This is a genomic window from Streptomyces sp. JLSY215 (genome assembly GCF_059682825.1).
Window position 1 is genome coordinate 5821072 of sequence record NZ_CM185022.1, and the last position, 17232, is coordinate 5838303.

Genomic DNA, 17232 nt, shown 5'->3' on the forward strand with positions numbered 1-17232 from the left:
GGGATGCCGGAGCGGGTGGATGACCGCGGGCAGGAGCCTGTGGGCGGCGCCGGAGAGCCGGGCGGCGGGCCGCTGCGGGCGTTCGGGCTGGCCGAGGTCTACAACCCGTCGATGGTGCCGACGCTCCTGCCGGGCGACCAGCTGGTGGTGCAGTACGGCGCGGTGGTACGGCCCGGTGATGTGGTGGTGGTGCGGCATCCGTTCCGGCAGGATCTGCTGATCGTCAAGCGGGCGGTGGAGCGCCGGGACGGCGGATGGTGGGTGCAGGGCGACAACCCGTATGTCACCAACGACAGCCGGGAATTCGGCGCGGTTCCGGACGAACTGGTCATCGCCCGCGCCTGGGTGCGGCTGCGGTCGCCGCGCGGGGTTCAGCGGTCGCCGCGTGCGGTGCTCTCCTGGGTGCTCTCGGCGGTGCGGCCGCTGCGGGCGGACCGTTCGCTCGCCAGGCGCTTGCGGGCCCGGTAGGCGGCGACGTTGGCGCGCGTGGCGCAGCGGTCGGAGCAGTAGCGCCGGGAGCGGTTGGTCGAGGTGTCGAGGTAGGCGTTGCGGCACGGCCGCGCCTCGCAGATGCCCAGCCGGTCGATGCCGAGTTCGGTGAGGTGGAACGCCAGGCCCATGCAGGCGGTCGCGGTGTAGCTCGCGGTGGCGTTGGCGGCGTGGTCGGCGATGTGCATGTGCCAGTGGGGGCGGCCGCCGTCGTCGCGGAATTCATGGCCGGAGATCTGCGGGCTGACGGGGAACTCCATCATCAGGGCGTTGAGGAGGTCCACGGCCAGCACCTCGTCGCCGGCGTCGGCCGCCTCGAACACGGCGCGCAGCCGGGTGCGGACCGTACGCAGCCGGGTGACGTCGCTGTCGGTCGCGCGCCGGGCGGCCTGCTGGGCCGGGCCGAAGAGGTCGCGCACCGCCTCGACCGTGGTGAGGGTGTCGCCACCGCGCTCGGGCTGCTCGGTGTTGACCAGTCGCACGGCGAAGTCCGAGTAATAGGCCAGTTCCACTTGTAGTCCTTACGGGGTGGGAATAAGGTGCGGATGCGCGCTGTTCGTAATGGGCGCCACTGCTATATGGCTATTACCAGGGTAGTACGGGCTGGAGGGGTTGCGATGACCGAGACCATGGCCGGGGCCGACTGGCAGGCCTGGCAGGACAGTTGGGACCGGCAGCAGGAGGGATACCTCCCCGACCGCGAGGAGCGGTTCCGGGTCATGCTCGACATGGTGGAGGCACTGGTGGGCCCCGCCCCCCGGGTGCTGGATCTCGCCTGCGGTACGGGCAGTATCTCCGACCGGCTGCTGAAGCGGTTCCCGGAGGCCGAGAGTGTGGGGGTGGATCTGGATCCCGCGCTGTTGGCCATCGCGGAAGGGTACTTCGCCGACGAGCCCCGGGTCCGGTTCGTACGAGCCGATCTCAAGGACCCGCAGTGGACGGCGAAGCTGCCGCACGCCTCGTACGACGCGGTGCTGACCGCCACCGCGCTGCACTGGCTGTACTCCGACGATCTGCGCGGACTGTACGGGCAGCTGGGCGGCCTGGTGCGGGACGGCGGGGTCTTCATGAACGCCGATCACATGCCGGACCCGGCCACCCCGCGGCTCAACGCCGCCGACCAGGTCCTGCGGCACAAGCGGATGGCACAGGCGCAGGCGGCCGGTGCGGCCGACTGGGCCCAGTGGTGGCGGCTGGCCGCCGCCGATCCGCACCTGGCCGGCCCGACCGCCGAGCGCTTCGCGATCTACGGCGAGCATGCGGACGGGGACACGCCCTCCGCGCAGTGGCACGCGGACGTCCTGCGCGCCGCCGGCTTCGCCGAGGCGCGCACGGTGTGGGCCTCGCCCTCGGACGCGCTGGTGCTGGCGCTGAAGTAAGGGGCGGCGGCACGGAAAACGCCGCGGCGAGCGCCCTCTCCCGGGAGGGGGAGAGCGCTCGCCGCCACGGTGCACCCTGCCGCGCTACAGCACCTTCGACAGGAACGACTTGGTCCGCTCGTGCTGGGGGTTGCCCAGGACCTCGCGCGGGTGGCCGGATTCCACCACCACGCCGTTGTCCATGAAGACCAGCGAATCGCCGACCTCCCGGGCGAAGCCCATCTCATGGGTCACGACGATCATCGTCATACCGTCGGCCGCCAGGTCCTTCATGACGTCCAGGACGTCGCCGACCAGCTCCGGGTCGAGGGCCGAGGTCGGCTCGTCGAAGAGCATCAGCTTGGGCTCCATGGCCAGGGCGCGGGCGATCGCCACCCGCTGCTGCTGGCCGCCGGAGAGCTGCGAGGGGTAGTTGCCGGCCTTGTCGGCGAGGCCGACCCGGTCCAGCAGCTTGACCGCGCGCTCCCGGGCGTTGGCCTTGGTCTCGCCCTTGACCTGGATCGGCGCTTCCATGATGTTCTCCACCGCGGTCATGTGCGGGAAGAGGTTGAAGCGCTGGAAGACCATGCCGATGTCGCGGCGCCGGGCGGCCACCTCGCGGTCGCGCAGCTCGTAGAGCTTGCCGTTGTGCTCGCGGTAGCCGACCAGTTCGCCGTCGACGGACAGCCGGCCGGCGTTGACCTTCTCCAGGTGGTTGATGCACCGCAGGAACGTCGACTTGCCGGAGCCGGACGGGCCGATCAGGCAGAAGACCTCGCGGGGCGCCACCTCCAGGTCGATGCCCTTGAGGATGTGGGCGGAGCCGAAGGACTTGTGGACGCCCTCCGCCTTGACCATCGGGCCGCCGGACTCGCCGGCGGTCTTCTCGGTGAGCTTGCTGGTGGTCATGCGGCACCTCCGGCGCGGTTGAAGCCACCGGCCAGCCGCGCCTTCAGACGCTGCAGGGGAGTGGGCGGAAGCTGGCGGCTGGAGCCGCGGGCGTAGTAGCGCTCCAGGTAGTACTGCCCGATGCTCAGGACGGTCGTGGCGATCAGGTACCAGGCGGCGGCGAGGATCAGCATCTCGACGACGACACCGGAGTCACGTCCGACGTTCTGCGCGGCCTGCAGCAAATCGTAGTACTGGACGGCGATGACCAGGGAGGAGGTCTTCAGCATGTTGATGACCTCGTTGCCGGTCGGCGGCACGATCACCCGCATCGCCTGCGGCACGATGATCCGGCGCAGCGTCTTGCCGTGGCTCATGCCCAGCGCGTGCGCGGCCTCGGTCTGGCCCTCGTCGACGGCGTTCAGGCCGGCCCGGCAGATCTCCGCCATGTACGCCGCCTCGTTCAGGCCCAGGCCCAGCAGCGCACACAGGAACGGGGTCATGAAGTCCGACCACTCGTCCTTGTAGATCGGCATGATGTCGATGTACTTGAAGACGAGGCCGAGGTTGAACCAGAGGAACAGCTGGACGTAGACCGGCGTGCCACGGAAGAACCAGATGTAGAACCACGAGACGGTGGAGGTCACCGGGTTCTTGGACTGGCGCATCACGGCCAGGATCACGCCGCCCACAATGCCGATGATCATCGACAGGACGGTGATCAGCAGGGTGTTGCGCAGACCCTTGAGGATGTCCGCGTTGAACATGTACTGGGGGATGGCGTTCCAGTTCACGTCGCCGGAGGCGAAGGCGCGGCCGAGCGCGAAGATCAGCGCGATGACGACGAGGGCCGCGACCCAGCGCCCGTAATGGCGGACCGGAATGGCTTTGATGGGCTCGGGCTGGGGCGGCGGGGCGTCCGCCGGCGGCTGGGCCGACTTGTCGACGTCAACTGACACGGGTGTTGCCTTTCAGCGTGTGGCGGGAGGTGCGGGCAGGGGGTGCAGGGTGGGCGCCACGGGCGGAGTCCGCCGGACCGTGGCGCGCCTCGGGTGGTGTGCGGCGGCTCAGGTGCCGCCGTTGAGCTGCACGTCCTTGACCGCGGCGTCCTTGACGTCCCACTTCTTGAGGACCTTGGCGTACGAGCCGCTCTTGATCGCGCGCTCCAGCGCGGCCTTGAGTGCGTCACGCAGCTTCGCGTGGCCCTTGGGGACCGCGATGCCGTACGGGGCGGCCTTGAGCGGGGCGCCCCCGACCATCTGGAAATCCTTGCCGTTCCCGGAGACGTTCACCGCGTACGCGGCGACCGGGTAGTCGCTGGAGACGGCGTCGACGCCACCGGTGCGCAGCCGGGTCTGGGCCTCGGAGTCGTTGTCGAAGGCCTCGATGGAGATGGCCCCCGAGCCGGCCTTCTCACAGCCCTTGGACTTCTCCTTGGCCAGGTCGTGCGAGACCGTGCCGCGCTGTACGGCGAGCTTCTTGCCGCACATCGTGTCCCAGCCGTCGATGCCGTTGGTCTTGCCCTTCTGCGTGTAGAGCGAGACACCGACATTGAGGTAGTCGATGAAGTCGACACCCGCGCCGATCTTCTTGCCGGTCGTGCTGTCGACGCCCTCCTGGCGGTCCTTGGTGTCCGTCATCGCCGACATCGCGATGTCGTACCGCTCGGACTTCAGGCCGCCCATGAGGGTGTCGAAGGTGGCGTTGTTGAAGTTGAGCTTGATGCCCAGCTCCTTCTCCATCGCCCTCGCCAGATCGGGGTCGATGCCCGCGATCTGCCCGTTCGTACGGAACTCCACCGGCTTGTACGTCATGTCCGAACCGACCTGGAGGAAGCCCTTGTCCTGGACGTCCTTGGGCAGCGCCTTGAACAGCGGCGCGTGCACATTGCGGTTCTTCTGCGCCTCGCGCCGGGCGATCGCTTCGTTGGTCTGATCTCCGCAGGCGCTGAGTGCCAAGGTGGAGACGACGACCGCGGCCACCGCGGCCACGGCCGTACGCGACCTGCCGGCAGCCGGGCGACGGGTGGTACTTGCGGTCATGCTGATCCTCCTGCGGAAGACGTGGTCCGACGGGCGGGGCCGGTGGGGCAGGGTCGGGCACACACCTTCGAGCGTCGCGACCTCGGCTGCGTCGGAATCCTGCCATCCGGACTCCGGTATTCGGACTGTCCCTCAGGTCAAAATCGGATAACGGACGAGCGAGCCCGACGTGTGGCCCAGGTGGCGTAAGGGTGAACCACTTCGGGCGATGCGTCTACCCCTGTCTTGCGCCGCCTGGCCTGTCTCGGATTCCGGACGCCTTCGGGTGGCCCTTCGGTGTCTTTATATATTTCGCCGCTAATGTCGGATCTCTCAACCGGTGGGTAATGAATCTGACTCGTCGGGGCCCGCGCCCGTCCGGTAGAAAGGTTCGTTACACCCCTCATCCGGGGCTCAGGGCGCGCGTGCGGCGCGCCCGGCGTCCGTACCTCCCCCCGCGCGGCGGCTATCCGCCTCGCAGGGACCGGACGCGGTGCCCGCCCACCCCTCAACCAGGGAGTGGTCACCCTCAACTGATTTACGAAGAAATAAAGGGGTTGGAACAAGTGGCAGCGGAGATCGTCAATCCTCGCAGCGACAGCACTACGGGCGCGGACGCGGCCGGTGCAAAGGGCAGCACGGACGAAGCCTTCTTCGATCCGGCTTTTGCGCTGCACCGCGGCGGCAAGATGGCCGTCCAGGCGACCGTGCCGGTCCGGGACAAGGACGACCTGTCCCTCGCGTACACACCGGGCGTGGCGAAGGTGTGCAGCGCCATCGCCGAGCATCCCGAGCTGGTGCACGACTACACCTGGAAGTCCCAGGTTGTGGCCGTCGTCACGGACGGCACCGCGGTGCTGGGCCTGGGCGACATCGGCCCGGAGGCCTCCCTTCCGGTGATGGAGGGCAAGGCCATCCTCTTCAAGCAGTTCGGCGGCGTGGACGCGGTTCCGATCGCGCTCGCCACCACCGACACCGACGAGATCGTGGACACCGTCGTCCGGCTGGCTCCGTCCTTCGGCGGCGTCAACCTGGAGGACATCTCGGCGCCGCGGTGCTTCGAGATCGAGCAGAAGCTCAAGGAGCGGCTCGACATCCCGGTCTTCCACGACGACCAGCACGGCACCGCCGTCGTCACGCTGGCCGCCCTGCGCAACGCCGCCAAGCTCACCGACCGCTCGCTGGGGCAGCTGCGCGCGGTCATCTCGGGCGCCGGTGCGGCCGGTGTCGCCATCGCCAAGATCCTCATCGAGGCGGGCATCGGCGACGTGGCGGTCTGCGACCGCAAGGGCATCGTCTCGGCCGACCGCGGTGACCTCACCGACGTCAAGCGCGAGGTGGCCGGCTTCACGAACAAGGGCAAGCTGACCGGTTCGCTGGAGGACGCCCTGGCCGGTGCGGACGTCTTCATCGGCGTCTCCGGCGGCACGGTGCCGGAGGAGGCGGTGGCGAAGATGGCGGAGAACTCGTTCATCTTCGCGATGGCCAACCCCAACCCGGAGATCCACCCGGACGTCGCGCACAAGTACGCGGCCGTGGTCGCCACCGGGCGCAGCGACTTCCCGAACCAGATCAACAACGTGCTGGCCTTCCCCGGCATCTTCGCGGGCGCCATGCAGGTGCGCGCCTCGCAGATCACCGAGGGAATGAAGCTCGCCGCCGCCGAGGCGCTGGCCGCCGTCGTCGCCGATGAACTCAGCGCCGACCGCGTCATCCCCTCGCCGTTCGACGAGCGCGTCGCGCCGGCCGTCACCGCCGCCGTCGCCGCCGCCGCCCGCGCGGAGGGCGTCGCCCGCCGCTGACCTGGTGGGCGCGTACGGACGCCAACGGGCCGGGCCCGCACCTGTCATGGGTGCGGGCCCGGCCCGTTGGGGTTGCGGAGCGGGTCCCGGGCGGGCGGCCGGCCCGGTCCGCTGAGTGACGGCGTGGAGGCGGTGCGTGTCACACCCGTTCGCGGTACCGCACCGCCCGCCCGCGGCCTACGTTGGGATCATGTTTGCTGCCTACGCCGCCCGCATCGACCGCGACCAGCCCCTCAACGGCCTCGAACTGGGCGACCGCCCGGCCCCCGACGCCCGCCCCGGCTGGACCACCGTCAACGTCAAGGCCGCCTCCCTCAACCACCACGACCTGTGGTCGCTGCGCGGGGTCGGCATCACCGAGGAGTCCCTGCCGATGATCCTCGGCTGCGATGCCGCCGGGATCGACGCGGACGGCAACGAGGTCGTCCTGCACTCCGTCATCGGCCAGAGCGGCCACGGCGTCGGCCCCGATGAGCCGCGCTCCATCCTCACCGAGCGCTACCAGGGCACCTTCGCCGAACAGGTCACCGTCCCCTCCTGGAACGTCCTGCCCAAGCCCAAGGAGCTGTCCTTCGAGGACGCCGCCTGCCTGCCCACCGCCTGGCTCACGGCGTACCGGATGCTCTTCACCAACGCCGGTGTACGGCCCGGCGACAGCGTCCTCGTCCAGGGCGCGGGCGGCGGGGTGGCGACCGCCGCCATCGTGCTCGGTGCCGCCGCCGGACTGCGGGTCTTCGCCACCAGCCGCGACGAGGCCAAGCGCAAGCGCGCACTGGAGCTGGGCGCCGAGGGGGTGTTCGCGAGCGGTGAGCGGCTGCCGCAGCGCGTGGACGCGGTCATCGAGACGGTCGGCGCCGCCACCTGGTCGCACTCCGTCAAGTCCCTCAAGCCCGGCGGCTCGCTCGTCATCTCCGGCGCCACCAGCGGCTTCACCCCGAAGAACGGTGAGCTGAACCGGATCTTCTTCCTGGAGCTGAAGGTCGTCGGCTCCACCATGGGCACCAAGGAGGAGCTCGCCTCGCTCCTCAGCTTCTGCGCGGCCAAGGGCATCCGCCCCGTCATCGACTCGACGCTGCCGCTGGACCGGGCCCGCGAGGGCTTCGAGAAGATGGCGCAGGGCGATCTGTTCGGCAAGATCGTGCTGACGGTCTGAGCCATGCGGATCCTGCGGGCCGACGGGCGCGAGGCGCAGCCCTGGAGCAACGGCGCCGGGGTGACCCGTGAGATCGCCGCCCATCCGCCCGGCGCCGGCTGGGACGCCTTCGCCTGGCGGGTCAGCCTGGCCGATGTCACCCGGGACGGCCCGTACTCCCCGCTGCCCGGCATCCGGCGCATCCTCACCGTCGTCGACGGCGGCGGCCTGGAACTGACCGTGGACGGCACCACCCGCCTGCTCCCGGACCGCTTCCGCCCGTTCGCCTTCCCCGGCGGCGCCGCCACCGGTTCCCGTCTGCTGGACGGTCCGGTCATCAACCTCAATGTGATGGTGCGGGAGGGGCGGGCGCGCGCCGGGGTGGAGATGGTGCGGGGGAGCCGGACCGTGCCGCCAGGTGAGGCGCTGGTGGTCGCGCTGGAGGGCGGTACGGAGGTCAGCGCGCCGGGGGCGGCCGCGGTGCGGCTGGGACGGTTCGACGCGGTGCTGTTCACCGGGGCGGAGCGGCCGGGCGGTGAGCTGCGGACCGACGGGGTCGCGGCGCTGATCTCGTTCGGCGGAGGCTGACGGGCCGTCCTCGGCCCGCTCGCCGCCGTGCCTCTCGCGGGGCCGCGCCCTTCGTGTGCCGTGCGACGGTCAACGCCGCACGGCGCCGCGGGTGTTCGGGCCCGGGGGTCACTTCCGCGCGGTCCCCGCCCCCTCCTGCCTCGCGTCCCCTTGCTCCGGTTCCTCCGCTTTCTCCGGTTCCTCCGGCACGAAGTAACTGTCGTGCCGGACCAGGAAGTCCGCGAACTCCTGACCGCCGCGCTGCGCCACCTCCGAGACCCGCTCGAAGTACTCCTCGCGGGGCGCGCCCGGCGAGAAGAGCATCAGCATCGACGCGGGGTCGTCGGAGTCGTTCCTGAACGCATGCAGCCCGCCGGGCGGTACGTACAGGAAGTCCCCGGCGCCGCGGGTGGCCCAGCGCTCGCCGTCGTAGAGCTGCACCGAGCCGGACAGCACGAAGAACGACTCCGAGATGGTCCGGTGGAAGTGGGTGCTGGGGCCGGGCGCCTTGGGGCCCATGTCGAGGCGGTAGAGGCCGAATTCGCCCCCGGTGGCGGCGTGCGTCGCCAGGTAGTGGGTCCGGCTGGCGCCCCGGACGAGGTCGGGAGGGGTGTCCGCCGGGCGGTGCACCGCGGAGATCTCGCCGTTCTCGCCCAGATAACGGGGCTCGGGGTAGGACATGCTCAGACTCCTTGAGCTGGTGAGGTGGTCTCCGGGGGCTGGACATTGACCAGGCTTTTGTACAGCCGGTAGTGCGCCATCTCCGGACCGTCGGGGACCGAGGGGATCGGTGTCACGCCGTCCAGGGCCGCGATCGCCTCCCGCAGCCGCGCCGACGCCCCGCTCGCCCCGTACTCCTGCCAGGCCGGCAGGTCCGCCCACTCGGCGTAGAGGAGTACGCGCTCGCCGTCCTGGCTCAGATGGAGGTGGGTGCCGAGCAGACCCGGCACCTGTTCGCGGGTCAGCCCGGCGACGACGGCGTCGGCGAGGGCGCGCTGGACGTCCGGGCCGGCGGTGGTGAAGGAGGGCGTGACCAGGAGGGTGGGCCGGCCGCCGGTCGGGGCCGCGGGGACGTAGCTGCTGTGGTGCCGCCGATAGCGCACCAGGCCCGGCCGCCGGACTCCGGGGAGGGCCGCATCGATACGGTCGATGGCCGCGGGGCGTCGGGTGCGTACCCAATCCCGGTGGGCGTCGTCGCTCGTCCACTGACCGTAGTTGAGGAGATGACCGCCGTCGTCGCTCAGAAAGACGCTGAGCGAGAGCATTGCTTCCGGACGTGACTGCTGCTCCCACTCGCCGAGGATCGCCTCGGCCGCCGGGCGCTGCAGCGCGGGTTCCGGCACGATCCACGCGCTGACCAGCGCGGTGGCGGCGTCGGCGCGCGTGACCTCGGGGAAGTGGGTGGTGAAGAGCGGTTGCGGGGTGGCCGCGGTGTCCGTGGTGCTCCCGCTGCCGCTGTCACTGCTGCTGTTTGTGCCGTTCATGGGTGCAGCGTTTCTCCTCAACTGCACTTGAGGTCAAGGGGTGTTGTGCGGAACCTCGCTCGTGTCAACGATGGTTGACGGATGCGCGCTGTCAACGTAAATTGACAGCATGACCGAAGCAACGGATCTCGCCGAGCGGGCGGGCGACCGGGACCCCAGGGTCGGGCTGCGTGCCGTGGCCGCGCTCCGGCGGCTGCTGGAGCAGCTCGAAGCCGTACAGGTGCGCAGCGCTCGCGCGAAGGGCTGGTCCTGGCAGGAGATCGCCGCCGAGCTGGGCGTCAGCAGGCAGGCGGTCCACAAGAAGCACGGGAGGCGTTGATGTTCGAGAGGTTCACGAAAGACGCACGTGCGGTGGTCGGCGATGCCGTCGCGTTCGCCGACCGTACGGGCAGTGGCACGGTCGGCGCACCGGAGCTGCTGCTCGCGCTGCTGGACCGTACGGATTCGGCCGCGGCCGCGGCGCTGGGCGCCCTCGGTCTGCGCGAACGGCGGGAGTCGGTGGCGGCGGCCCTGGCGGCGGCCCGGCGGCGCGGCGGGATCTCGACGGCCGATGCGCGGGCGCTGGCCGGGCTCGGCATCGACGTCGAGGAGATCGTGACGCGGGTGGAGCGCGAGCACGGTGTGGGCGCGCTCGCGGCGAGCGGTCCAACCGGGCGGTGGAAGGGCGCCCGTCGGCGGTTCACCCCGGAGGCGAAGTCCGTACTGGCCCGTTCGCTGCGGATCGCGCTCGGCCGCGGCGAGCGGCACATCGGTGACGAGCACCTGCTGCTGGCCCTGACCGCCCTGCCCGGCCCGGCCGCGGCGGTCCTCGCCGACCACGGGGTGGCGTACGGCGATGTGGAGCGGGCGGTGGGGGAGGCGGCCAGGGCGGGTTGAGGGGGCGGCCCGGCGCGCGGCGGGGCGGGTACGGCCGGGCCCGCGGGCTCAGCAGCTCGCGGCCGAGAAGGCGGTCGTCCTGATGCCCAGTGTGCTCTGCCGGGGCAGATAGCCCGCCTCGAACGCGGCGGCCACCACGGGCTTGAGGAGCTGGGCCAGGCGTTCGGCGCGGGAGTGGCCCAGGGCCCGCCAGGGGCCGGCGGCCAGGCGGTCCGTCATGTGCTCGATGGCCTCGCGTTCCTTGCGGCCGCGGTCGGTCGCGCCGCCGTCCGGGGTCATATGGCCGCGGGCCACGAGGCGGTGCCGGGCCTCGCTCCACTCCTGGGCGGTCCAGCCGCGCCCCCCGAAGTCGGCGGCCGGGGCCGCGCCGATCGCCGCGAACGACACCAGCGCCTCACAGGGATCGAGGCCGAAGGTCAGCAGGGCCGCCAGATGGCCGTCGCCGCGATGCTCGCGCAGTACCGTCGCGGCCTGCCAGAGCACCAGATGCGGTGCGTCGGGCCAGGGCAGATCGCGGTTGGCGGCGGCCAGCGGACGGGCCGCGGGGCCGGCGTTCTCGGCGGCCTGGCGTGCCAGCCGGGCCGCCTCGGCGAGCTGGCCGCCGGTCAGCCGGGCGCCCAGCAGGGCGGTCAGCGCGCGGTCCATGGCCAGCAGCCGCGCGTCCAGCACCTTGGCCGGGTCGGCGGTGGTCCAGATCCCCGGGACGTGACGGGCGATCAGTCGCGGGCTGAAGCTGTAGTACGTCGCGGCCACCAGCTCCGGCCCGGCGGCGCCCAGCGGCGCCGTGCGCCAGGCGAAGTAGCTGGGCCATCGCGAGGCGACGTCATAACCGAGGTCCGAGGCCACCTGGCGGGCCTCGGGGGCGTAATAGAGCGTGGCGTGCAGTGGCTCGATCTGGTGCCACATCCGGCGGGCGACCGAAAGGTAATCCGACATCGCTGTACCTCTTGGCCTTCACGATGCGTGCGAACAGGGGAAGTTGGGGGCGGGTGACCGTGACCCGAACATGGCGAACCATGCGATGAAAGGAATTCCCCGATTACGGGCCGTGAATCCCAGCTGGGATAATTAACTCTGGGTAACTAGTTGCCGGTCGGTCGGGAAGGGGATCCGGCCGCGGGCCCGGGGCGGCGAATCCGCCGCGCCACACCCCCGCCTCGGCACCCCCGGCGCCTCCGCCCCCGGCCCGCCCGCTGTTCCCCGCCCCCGCTCGCTCCGCCCCGCGCCTACTTCTCCCCGTCGGTCGCAGGCGCGTCCCCCCGGGGGCTGCGCAGCAGGGCTCCGATATGGGCGGCGGCCGTCGAGAGCCGCCGGCGGGACTCCGTCAGCTGTTCGGACGTGATGCCGTGGTCGCGGGCCGCGTCCCGGAGATCGTCGCGGAAGCGGTCCAGCAGGCGGTCGAAATCGCGCGCCGGGTCGCCGGTCGCCGGGTCGTCCGCCCACTCCGGGGCCGGGGGAGCCTCGGCCGCCGCGTCGTCCTTGGTCAGGTCGATGCGTTCGACGGTCACCTGGGCATCGGTGTCACCGGCGTCGTGCCCGGCGCCCGGCCGGCCGGACTGGCCGGCCGTGAAGCGGCCGACCTCGCGCGAGACCTCCGACAGCGCCTCGCGCACCACCCCGGACCAGTCCCCGGACCGTACGTGCTCCTGGGTCTGCTCCTGGACGCGCTTGATGACCCGCTGGACCTCCTCGCGCGCGAACACCTGCGCGTCCCTGGCCTGCTTGCGGGCCCGCTGGGCGTCCTGTCGGGCCCGGCGGCTCTCCTCCTTCGCCCGGCGGGCCTGTTCCTTCCACTCCTCCTTGGCGCGCCGGAACTCCTCCTTGGCCTGCCGCCAGGACTCCTTGTCGCCGAACGCGCCGTCGAAGTAGTCGGAGGCCTCGGGGAACGGCCGCCGCCCCGCGCCGTCGCCCGTGGGGGGCGTCGTCCGGGACCCGCCGCCCGTGCGGGCCTGTTGCGCGGCCTCCCGCATCTCGCGGCGCAGATCCCGCGCCGAACCGCTCACGTCCTCCCGGATGTCCGAGGCCAGCGCCGCGACCGACTCCCGGATCTCCAGCTCCAGATCGGCCAACTCGCCTCCCCGGTCGGCGAGTTCGGCACGGCCGGCGTCGGTGATGGAGTAGACCTTGCGGCCGCCCTCGGTGGCATGGGTGACCAGACCCTCGGCCTCCAGCTTGGCCAGCCGCGGGTAGACCGTGCCGGCCGACGGGGCGTACAGGCCCTGGAAGCGCTCCTCCAGGAGGCGGATGACCTCGTAGCCGTGGCGCGGGGCCTCGTCCAGCAGCTTGAGGAGGTAGAGCCGGAGGCGGCCGTGGGCGAAGACGGGGGGCATGCTCAGAGCACCTTCTTCTCGGGGTCGGCGGGCGGGCCCGCGGGGGCGGTGTCCTGGCGGTCCTCGAACGCGGGACGGCGCAGCAGGGCGAGTCCGCCGGAGACGGTGGTGACCTTGAGCCGGCCGGTGCCCGCGCCGAGCGTGCCGGTGATCCGCCGGGTGCCCCACCGGCCGTCGACCCGCAGGTCGTCGAAGGCGTTGGCGACCGTGCCGCTGGTGGTGTTGGCCTCCACCTTGGCGTCGGCCGGGTCGGGCAGCCGGATGGCGACCTCACCGGAGACCGTCGTCAGGGCGATGTCCGCGCGGTTCGCGGTCGGTTCCAGATCCACGGTCATGTCGCCGCTGACGGAGTCGGCGCGCACCGAGCCGCCGCCGATCATCGTCAGATCCCCGGAGACGGAGTGGAAGCGCACCTCGCCGGTGACGTCCTGGGTCTCGACGCTGCCCGACACCGTGTCCGCCCGTACCTTGCCGGTCAGCCCGACGAGCGTGATGCCACCGGAGACGCCGCGGACGTCCGTACGTCCCGAGATCCCGGAGACCACCGCGCTCGCCCCGATCGTGCCGACCTCGACGCGGGCGGCGGTCGGCACGGTGACCGTGACCACGGCCCGGCGGTTCCAGCCCCTGCGGTCGAGGAACTTGAGGAACTCCCGGGGGAGGTCCTCGTAGACGACGGAGAGGGTGCCGTCGGCGTACGAGACGGTCAGCGGCTCGCCGTGGACCTCGCCGATCTCCAGGCGGGGCGGGCCGTCGTCCGTGGTGCCGACGACGTTGACGGTGCCGCCGGCGATGCGCACGCGCAGGGCGTGGACGCCTTCGTCGAACTCCAGCTTGCGTGGCTCGGAGATCGACCACTCGGTCCGGGCTGACATACCAAGCCTCCCCTGGCTGGGCACGCACACGGGTAGCGTGCAACGCAACATATCGTGTCTTCGCTAGACACGATATATCGCGGAAGGGGGAAGTCAAGCAGCGGTCGGCCGGGGCGCCGGGCGTCGGCCGTGTGCCGGCCGGGTTACTCCTCGTCCTCGTCGTCGAGCCGCGCCAGCCAGGTGGCCAGCCGCTCCACCGGAACCTCGAAGTCCGGGTTCAGATCGACGAACGTACGCAGCTGATCGGCCACCCATCCGAGGGTGACCTCCTCCTCGCCGCGCCGGTTCTCCAGCTCCTCGATGCCACGGTCAGTGAAATACACGCGCTCTCCACCAGGGGTCATGGGACATTCCTGGTCAGGATAGGAGGCTCACGGACCTCTCGCGCCACAGGCACCCGAGGGCTAACCTGATCGTCCGTCAACGGTCCTGCGGCAATGGGGAATTGCCGCCTAGGGGGAGCGGGAGGCCGTGATGCAAGATCGCGCGCAGTACATCGAGCTGCCCGACGGTACGGGCATCTGGGCCCGCGTCTCCCGGCTGGACGCGCCGGGCCTCGACGGCTGGGACGCCGCGGATGGGGAATTCGAGGACGTCGGCGCCTGGGACGCGCTCGGCGCCCGGGTCGAAGGCCTGCGCGAGGTGGTCGGCGGCGTCGCCGCCAGCGTGCGCGCGGCCACCGCGCGGGTCGCGCCGCACGAGACCAGTGTGACCTTCGGCGTGGAGGTCTCGGCCAAGCCCGGCAAGGCCGTCGCCCTGCTCGCGGACGGCGAGGCGAAGGCCAACCTCTCCATCACGCTGACCTGGCGGCGCGACGACGGCCCGGCGGCCGCCGACGATCCCCACCACCCCGACCGGCCGGCCGACTGCCGGGAGCCGGATGATTCGGGCCGCTGATGGCGCCCCCGGACGGCACGGCCCGCACCCGCGGCGACCGCGCCGGATACGCCCAGCTGCTCGAACACGCCGGACGCACGACCGTAGGGCTGTGCGCCGCGCCCGGCCTCCGGCAGACGCGCACCTGGGGGAGCGGGGTGCTGATCGCCCCGGGCTGGGTGCTGACCTGCGCCCATGTGCCCGCCCCGCACGACGGGCGGCGCCGCGAGCTCGGCCCGGACGGTGTCCTCGGCGTCGTCCTCGGCGGCCGGGTGGTCCCCGCGCGGCTGGAATACGACCTCAGCCGTCCCGCCCCGGAGGCCGGGCCCGCCGCCGCCCGCGCCGACCTCGCGCTGATCAGGCTGCTCGGCCCGCCCGTCGAGCACCCCTGCGCCTGGATCAGCGATCAGCCGGCCACGCTCCTGGAGGACGCGTACATCTTCCGCGGGCACGACGAGCCGGCGATGGTCCCGGGCGCTGCGCGGGAACGCGTACTACGTGACGTCGACGGGGCCGGCGGATCCAACGGTGACGGCGGGTACGGCGGGTATGGCGGGTACGGGCATACCGTCGGGGGCAACGGGGCGGCCCCGGGGCCCGGTGGCCCGGTCGACCCCTTCATCGCGGTCCGGTTCGGCGCCCGGGACGGCCGCGGCCTCCAGTTCGGCAGCGATGTCCGGGTCACGCCCGGCGCCTCCGGCGGGCCGCTGGTCGAATGCGACCGCGGCGAGGTGGTCGGCATCGTCAAGGGAGCCCACCGCGAGGACCACCTCGGGCTCGCGGTGCCGGTCACCGCGCTGCGCGGGCTGGGCCCCGAACACCTGGTGGCGGGCGCCACGGGCCTGGGCCCCGACCCGTACCACGCGCTGCTGAGCGCCCACGACCGCTGGCACTGGAGCGGCCAGGACCTCGGTCGCGACGGCGGGCCCACCTGGTTCGACGCCCAGCACGCCATCATGGCCGGACGCGGCCGCCTGTGGGGCGTCCAGGAACGCCTCCAGGCGCTCGACCTGCTCGCCCGTCTGCCCGCGCCCCGCGATCCGCTGGACGTCGAGGAGGCGGTCGCGAGCGCCCTGGACCGCGACTTCGCCTGCAACGGGTCCGGCGCCTGGACGCTGCGCACCTGGCGGGACGGCCATGGCGCGCTCTACCAGGGCAGCGATCCGTACACCGAACTGCGCACCTTTGTGCACTATCTGCGGATCGTGGCGCAGCGGACCGCCGACCAGGCCCGCGGCGTCCCCGGCGACGCGGCCGCCGCGGTCCGCGAAGAGGCCGCCAGGCTCGGGGAGTTCGTCCAGGCCAAGGCGGTGGTGCTGCGGCCCCAGGACCGCCGCCGGATCGGGCCGGTACGGCGCGCGCCGCGCTCCGTGCTCGTCGAGTTCGAGCCGCTCTTCTTCCCCGACGAGGCCGGGCGCGAACTGTTCAACTGGTCCGTCAGCGAGGGCTATGGGCGCGGCGAGTGGCTGCGCGTCGACGTCCGGGAATCCGACGGCGGGGTGCCCTTCGAACAGGCCCGGGACGAGGTGCTGCGACGGCTCGGCGCCAGGCTGCTGCACGCCGACGACGAAGCGGGACCGGGCGGCCGGGTCCGCCTGGAGGTCGCCGTCCCCGAGGGCCGCTGGCACACCCCGGTCGGCCAGTGGGAGGTCGCGGCCTCCACCCGACGCACCGCCAGGGGCTGGCCGGTGGGTCCCCGGCGCCCCGTGGTGCTGCGCGACCAGGCGCGCCGCGACGACCTCGACCCGGCCTGGCTGCGCCGCTGGCAGGGCATCGCCGCCGCCGGGGAACTGCGCGCGCTGCGCCTTCCGCCGGACCGGCCGCCCGGCGCCGACCGGGGACTGCCCGGCGCAGCAGGCTCCCCCCTCTCCGAGCGGAGTCGAGAGCTTGGAGGCGGAGCCGAGAGCTGGGGGACGGGGCCGGATTCCGAGGAGGCACTGCTGCGGCTCCTGGAGGGCGCGGAGGACGGCACCGTGCCCGCGCTGTGCCACTCCGTCGCCGACGGCTTCGGGCGGACCGCGGTCGGTATCGCCCTGGACAGCGGCTTCCCGGCCGGGCTGTGGGCGTCGGCCGGCCACGGCGCGCGGGAATGCGACGCCGCCTGCGAGGAGTTCCACCTCGGCGTGCGCAAGCTCCTCCAGGGGGCGGGCGGGGTGGCCCGCCTGCCCGAGCTCGTCCGGGAGCTGCGCGCCGACGCCGCCGGGCCGGCGGAGAACGGCAGACACTGGGCGCGCGATCTGGTGCTCCTCTACGACGATCCGCTCGACCCGCTCCCGAAGCCGGCCGCGGACCGGCCGACGGTGTCGCCGCCATGAGCCCCGTCGCCCCCGGCGCGGGCCGCCGCCCCCGTACGCTCCTGCGCGCGCCCCGCAGGCGCCCGCGTCCCCCCGCACGCGCCCGGCGGCCGTCCTTCCGGTGGACGCCCGGTCCGTGCAAGTCGCGCCCTCTGAACGGCACTTGGCGCCCGGTCCGCGAAAACATCGGAGACCGGAAACCGCCCCGTGACCTTCCGTACGACTGGGTACTGTCATAGC

19 protein-coding genes are annotated in these 17232 nt (G+C 72.2%); 9 read left to right on the plus strand and 10 right to left on the minus strand.

Annotated features, from left to right (window positions below; genetic code table 11):
- The first annotated feature begins 3 nt into the window (after positions 1-3).
- Positions 4-468 carry a nickel-type superoxide dismutase maturation protease gene (sodX, locus tag AC5677_RS26195; protein ID WP_497196762.1) on the plus strand — a complete coding sequence of 155 codons (465 nt, stop codon included), beginning with the start codon at positions 4-6 and terminating at the stop codon, positions 466-468.
- Here sodX and AC5677_RS26200 read toward each other — a convergent pair.
- Positions 372-1001, minus strand: a complete 630-nt coding sequence (locus AC5677_RS26200; protein ID WP_497190372.1) for a CGNR zinc finger domain-containing protein — start codon at positions 999-1001, stop codon at positions 372-374. The genes sodX and AC5677_RS26200 overlap by 97 nt on opposite strands.
- Positions 1002-1106: 105 nt before the next feature.
- Between AC5677_RS26200 and AC5677_RS26205 the strand changes: the two genes are divergently transcribed.
- Complete coding sequence (locus AC5677_RS26205; protein ID WP_497190373.1) at positions 1107-1868, plus strand: class I SAM-dependent methyltransferase; 762 nt, start codon at positions 1107-1109, stop codon at positions 1866-1868.
- Between the two features lie 84 nt (positions 1869-1952).
- Here AC5677_RS26205 and AC5677_RS26210 read toward each other — a convergent pair whose 3' ends face one another.
- The 3 genes from AC5677_RS26210 to AC5677_RS26220 form a co-directional block, all read right to left on the minus strand.
- Positions 1953-2705: an amino acid ABC transporter ATP-binding protein gene (locus tag AC5677_RS26210; RefSeq protein ID WP_497196763.1), complete on the minus strand. Its 753-nt coding sequence runs from the start codon at positions 2703-2705 to the stop codon at positions 1953-1955.
- Positions 2706-2752: 47 nt separating this feature from the next.
- The gene (locus tag AC5677_RS26215) at positions 2753-3694 is read right to left on the minus strand and encodes an amino acid ABC transporter permease (protein WP_497190374.1); all 942 of its coding nucleotides are present in this window, start codon (positions 3692-3694) and stop codon (positions 2753-2755) included.
- 108 nt (positions 3695-3802) lie between these two features.
- Positions 3803-4777 carry an ABC transporter substrate-binding protein gene (locus AC5677_RS26220; protein ID WP_497190375.1) on the minus strand — a complete coding sequence of 325 codons (975 nt, stop codon included), beginning with the start codon at positions 4775-4777 and terminating at the stop codon, positions 3803-3805.
- Positions 4778-5322: 545 nt separating this feature from the next.
- Between AC5677_RS26220 and AC5677_RS26225 the strand changes: the two genes are divergently transcribed.
- The 3 genes from AC5677_RS26225 (at position 5323) to AC5677_RS26235 (ending at position 8278) form a co-directional block, all read left to right on the plus strand.
- Positions 5323-6558, plus strand: a complete 1236-nt coding sequence (locus AC5677_RS26225) for an NAD(P)-dependent malic enzyme (RefSeq protein ID WP_497190376.1) — start codon at positions 5323-5325, stop codon at positions 6556-6558.
- Between the two features lie 190 nt (positions 6559-6748).
- A complete protein-coding gene (locus AC5677_RS26230) occupies positions 6749-7711 on the plus strand; it encodes a zinc-binding dehydrogenase (protein ID WP_497190377.1) in 963 nt (320 codons plus the stop codon).
- Positions 7712-7714: 3 nt separating this feature from the next.
- Complete coding sequence (locus AC5677_RS26235; protein ID WP_497190378.1) at positions 7715-8278, plus strand: HutD/Ves family protein; 564 nt, start codon at positions 7715-7717, stop codon at positions 8276-8278.
- Between the two features lie 108 nt (positions 8279-8386).
- On the opposite strand, the gene AC5677_RS26240 is transcribed toward AC5677_RS26235, so the two are convergent.
- Both AC5677_RS26240 and AC5677_RS26245 read right to left on the minus strand, forming a co-directional pair.
- Positions 8387-8938, minus strand: a complete 552-nt coding sequence (locus AC5677_RS26240; RefSeq protein ID WP_497190379.1) for a cupin domain-containing protein — start codon at positions 8936-8938, stop codon at positions 8387-8389.
- 2 nt (positions 8939-8940) lie between these two features.
- Positions 8941-9741 (minus strand): antibiotic biosynthesis monooxygenase family protein, encoded by an 801-nt coding sequence (locus AC5677_RS26245; RefSeq protein ID WP_497190380.1) that lies wholly within the window; start codon positions 9739-9741, stop codon positions 8941-8943.
- A 109-nt stretch (positions 9742-9850) separates the two neighbouring features.
- Between AC5677_RS26245 and AC5677_RS26250 the strand changes: the two genes are divergently transcribed.
- Together AC5677_RS26250 and AC5677_RS26255 are read left to right on the plus strand one after the other, a co-directional pair.
- A complete protein-coding gene (locus AC5677_RS26250) occupies positions 9851-10060 on the plus strand; it encodes a helix-turn-helix domain-containing protein (RefSeq protein WP_009718008.1) in 210 nt (69 codons plus the stop codon).
- Positions 10060-10617, plus strand: coding sequence for a Clp protease N-terminal domain-containing protein (locus tag AC5677_RS26255; protein ID WP_497190381.1), 558 nt, complete (start codon positions 10060-10062; stop codon positions 10615-10617). The genes AC5677_RS26250 and AC5677_RS26255 overlap by 1 nt, the downstream gene beginning before the upstream one ends.
- A 48-nt stretch (positions 10618-10665) precedes the next feature.
- On the opposite strand, the gene AC5677_RS26260 is transcribed toward AC5677_RS26255, so the two are convergent.
- From AC5677_RS26260 to AC5677_RS26275, 4 genes are all read right to left on the minus strand, one after another.
- Positions 10666-11553 carry an SCO6745 family protein gene (locus AC5677_RS26260; RefSeq protein WP_497190382.1) on the minus strand — a complete coding sequence of 296 codons (888 nt, stop codon included), beginning with the start codon at positions 11551-11553 and terminating at the stop codon, positions 10666-10668.
- Between the two features lie 290 nt (positions 11554-11843).
- A complete protein-coding gene (locus tag AC5677_RS26265) occupies positions 11844-12947 on the minus strand; it encodes a PadR family transcriptional regulator (RefSeq protein ID WP_497190383.1) in 1104 nt (367 codons plus the stop codon).
- Positions 12948-12949: 2 nt separating this feature from the next.
- Entirely contained in the window at positions 12950-13822 is an 873-nt protein-coding gene (locus AC5677_RS26270) for a DUF4097 family beta strand repeat-containing protein (RefSeq protein ID WP_497190384.1), read from the minus strand.
- Positions 13823-13965: 143 nt separating this feature from the next.
- Positions 13966-14145, minus strand: coding sequence for a DUF6104 family protein (locus tag AC5677_RS26275; protein WP_189295496.1), 180 nt, complete (start codon positions 14143-14145; stop codon positions 13966-13968).
- 151 nt (positions 14146-14296) lie between these two features.
- Here AC5677_RS26275 and AC5677_RS26280 point away from each other — a divergent pair, with 151 nt between their 5' ends.
- Both AC5677_RS26280 and AC5677_RS26285 read left to right on the plus strand, forming a co-directional pair.
- Positions 14297-14719, plus strand: a complete 423-nt coding sequence (locus AC5677_RS26280; protein WP_497196764.1) for a CU044_2847 family protein — start codon at positions 14297-14299, stop codon at positions 14717-14719.
- Entirely contained in the window at positions 14719-17013 is a 2295-nt protein-coding gene (locus AC5677_RS26285; RefSeq protein WP_497190385.1) for a VMAP-C domain-containing protein, read from the plus strand. The genes AC5677_RS26280 and AC5677_RS26285 overlap by 1 nt, the downstream gene beginning before the upstream one ends.
- The last annotated feature ends 219 nt before the right edge of the window (positions 17014-17232 follow it).

Excerpts from the sequence above, each read along its gene's own strand:
- AC5677_RS26285 (WP_497190385.1), top strand. The coding sequence starts at position 14,719 with ATGGCGCCCCCGGACGGCACGGCCCGCACCCGCGGCGACCGCGCCGGA.
- AC5677_RS26245 (WP_497190380.1), bottom strand. The coding sequence starts at position 9,741 with ATGAACGGCACAAACAGCAGCAGTGACAGCGGCAGCGGGAGCACCACG.
- AC5677_RS26260 (WP_497190382.1), bottom strand. The coding sequence starts at position 11,553 with ATGTCGGATTACCTTTCGGTCGCCCGCCGGATGTGGCACCAGATCGAG.
- AC5677_RS26270 (WP_497190384.1), bottom strand. The coding sequence starts at position 13,822 with ATGTCAGCCCGGACCGAGTGGTCGATCTCCGAGCCACGCAAGCTGGAG.
- AC5677_RS26265 (WP_497190383.1), bottom strand. The coding sequence starts at position 12,947 with ATGCCCCCCGTCTTCGCCCACGGCCGCCTCCGGCTCTACCTCCTCAAG.
- AC5677_RS26210 (WP_497196763.1), bottom strand. The coding sequence starts at position 2,705 with ATGGTCAAGGCGGAGGGCGTCCACAAGTCCTTCGGCTCCGCCCACATC.
- AC5677_RS26220 (WP_497190375.1), bottom strand. The coding sequence starts at position 4,777 with ATGACCGCAAGTACCACCCGTCGCCCGGCTGCCGGCAGGTCGCGTACG.
- AC5677_RS26235 (WP_497190378.1), top strand. The coding sequence starts at position 7,715 with ATGCGGATCCTGCGGGCCGACGGGCGCGAGGCGCAGCCCTGGAGCAAC.
- AC5677_RS26240 (WP_497190379.1), bottom strand. The coding sequence starts at position 8,938 with ATGTCCTACCCCGAGCCCCGTTATCTGGGCGAGAACGGCGAGATCTCC.
- AC5677_RS26205 (WP_497190373.1), top strand. The coding sequence starts at position 1,107 with ATGACCGAGACCATGGCCGGGGCCGACTGGCAGGCCTGGCAGGACAGT.
- AC5677_RS26250 (WP_009718008.1), top strand. The coding sequence starts at position 9,851 with ATGACCGAAGCAACGGATCTCGCCGAGCGGGCGGGCGACCGGGACCCC.
- AC5677_RS26280 (WP_497196764.1), top strand. The coding sequence starts at position 14,297 with ATGCAAGATCGCGCGCAGTACATCGAGCTGCCCGACGGTACGGGCATC.
- AC5677_RS26255 (WP_497190381.1), top strand. The coding sequence starts at position 10,060 with ATGTTCGAGAGGTTCACGAAAGACGCACGTGCGGTGGTCGGCGATGCC.
- sodX (WP_497196762.1), top strand. The coding sequence starts at position 4 with ATGCCGGAGCGGGTGGATGACCGCGGGCAGGAGCCTGTGGGCGGCGCC.
- AC5677_RS26230 (WP_497190377.1), top strand. The coding sequence starts at position 6,749 with ATGTTTGCTGCCTACGCCGCCCGCATCGACCGCGACCAGCCCCTCAAC.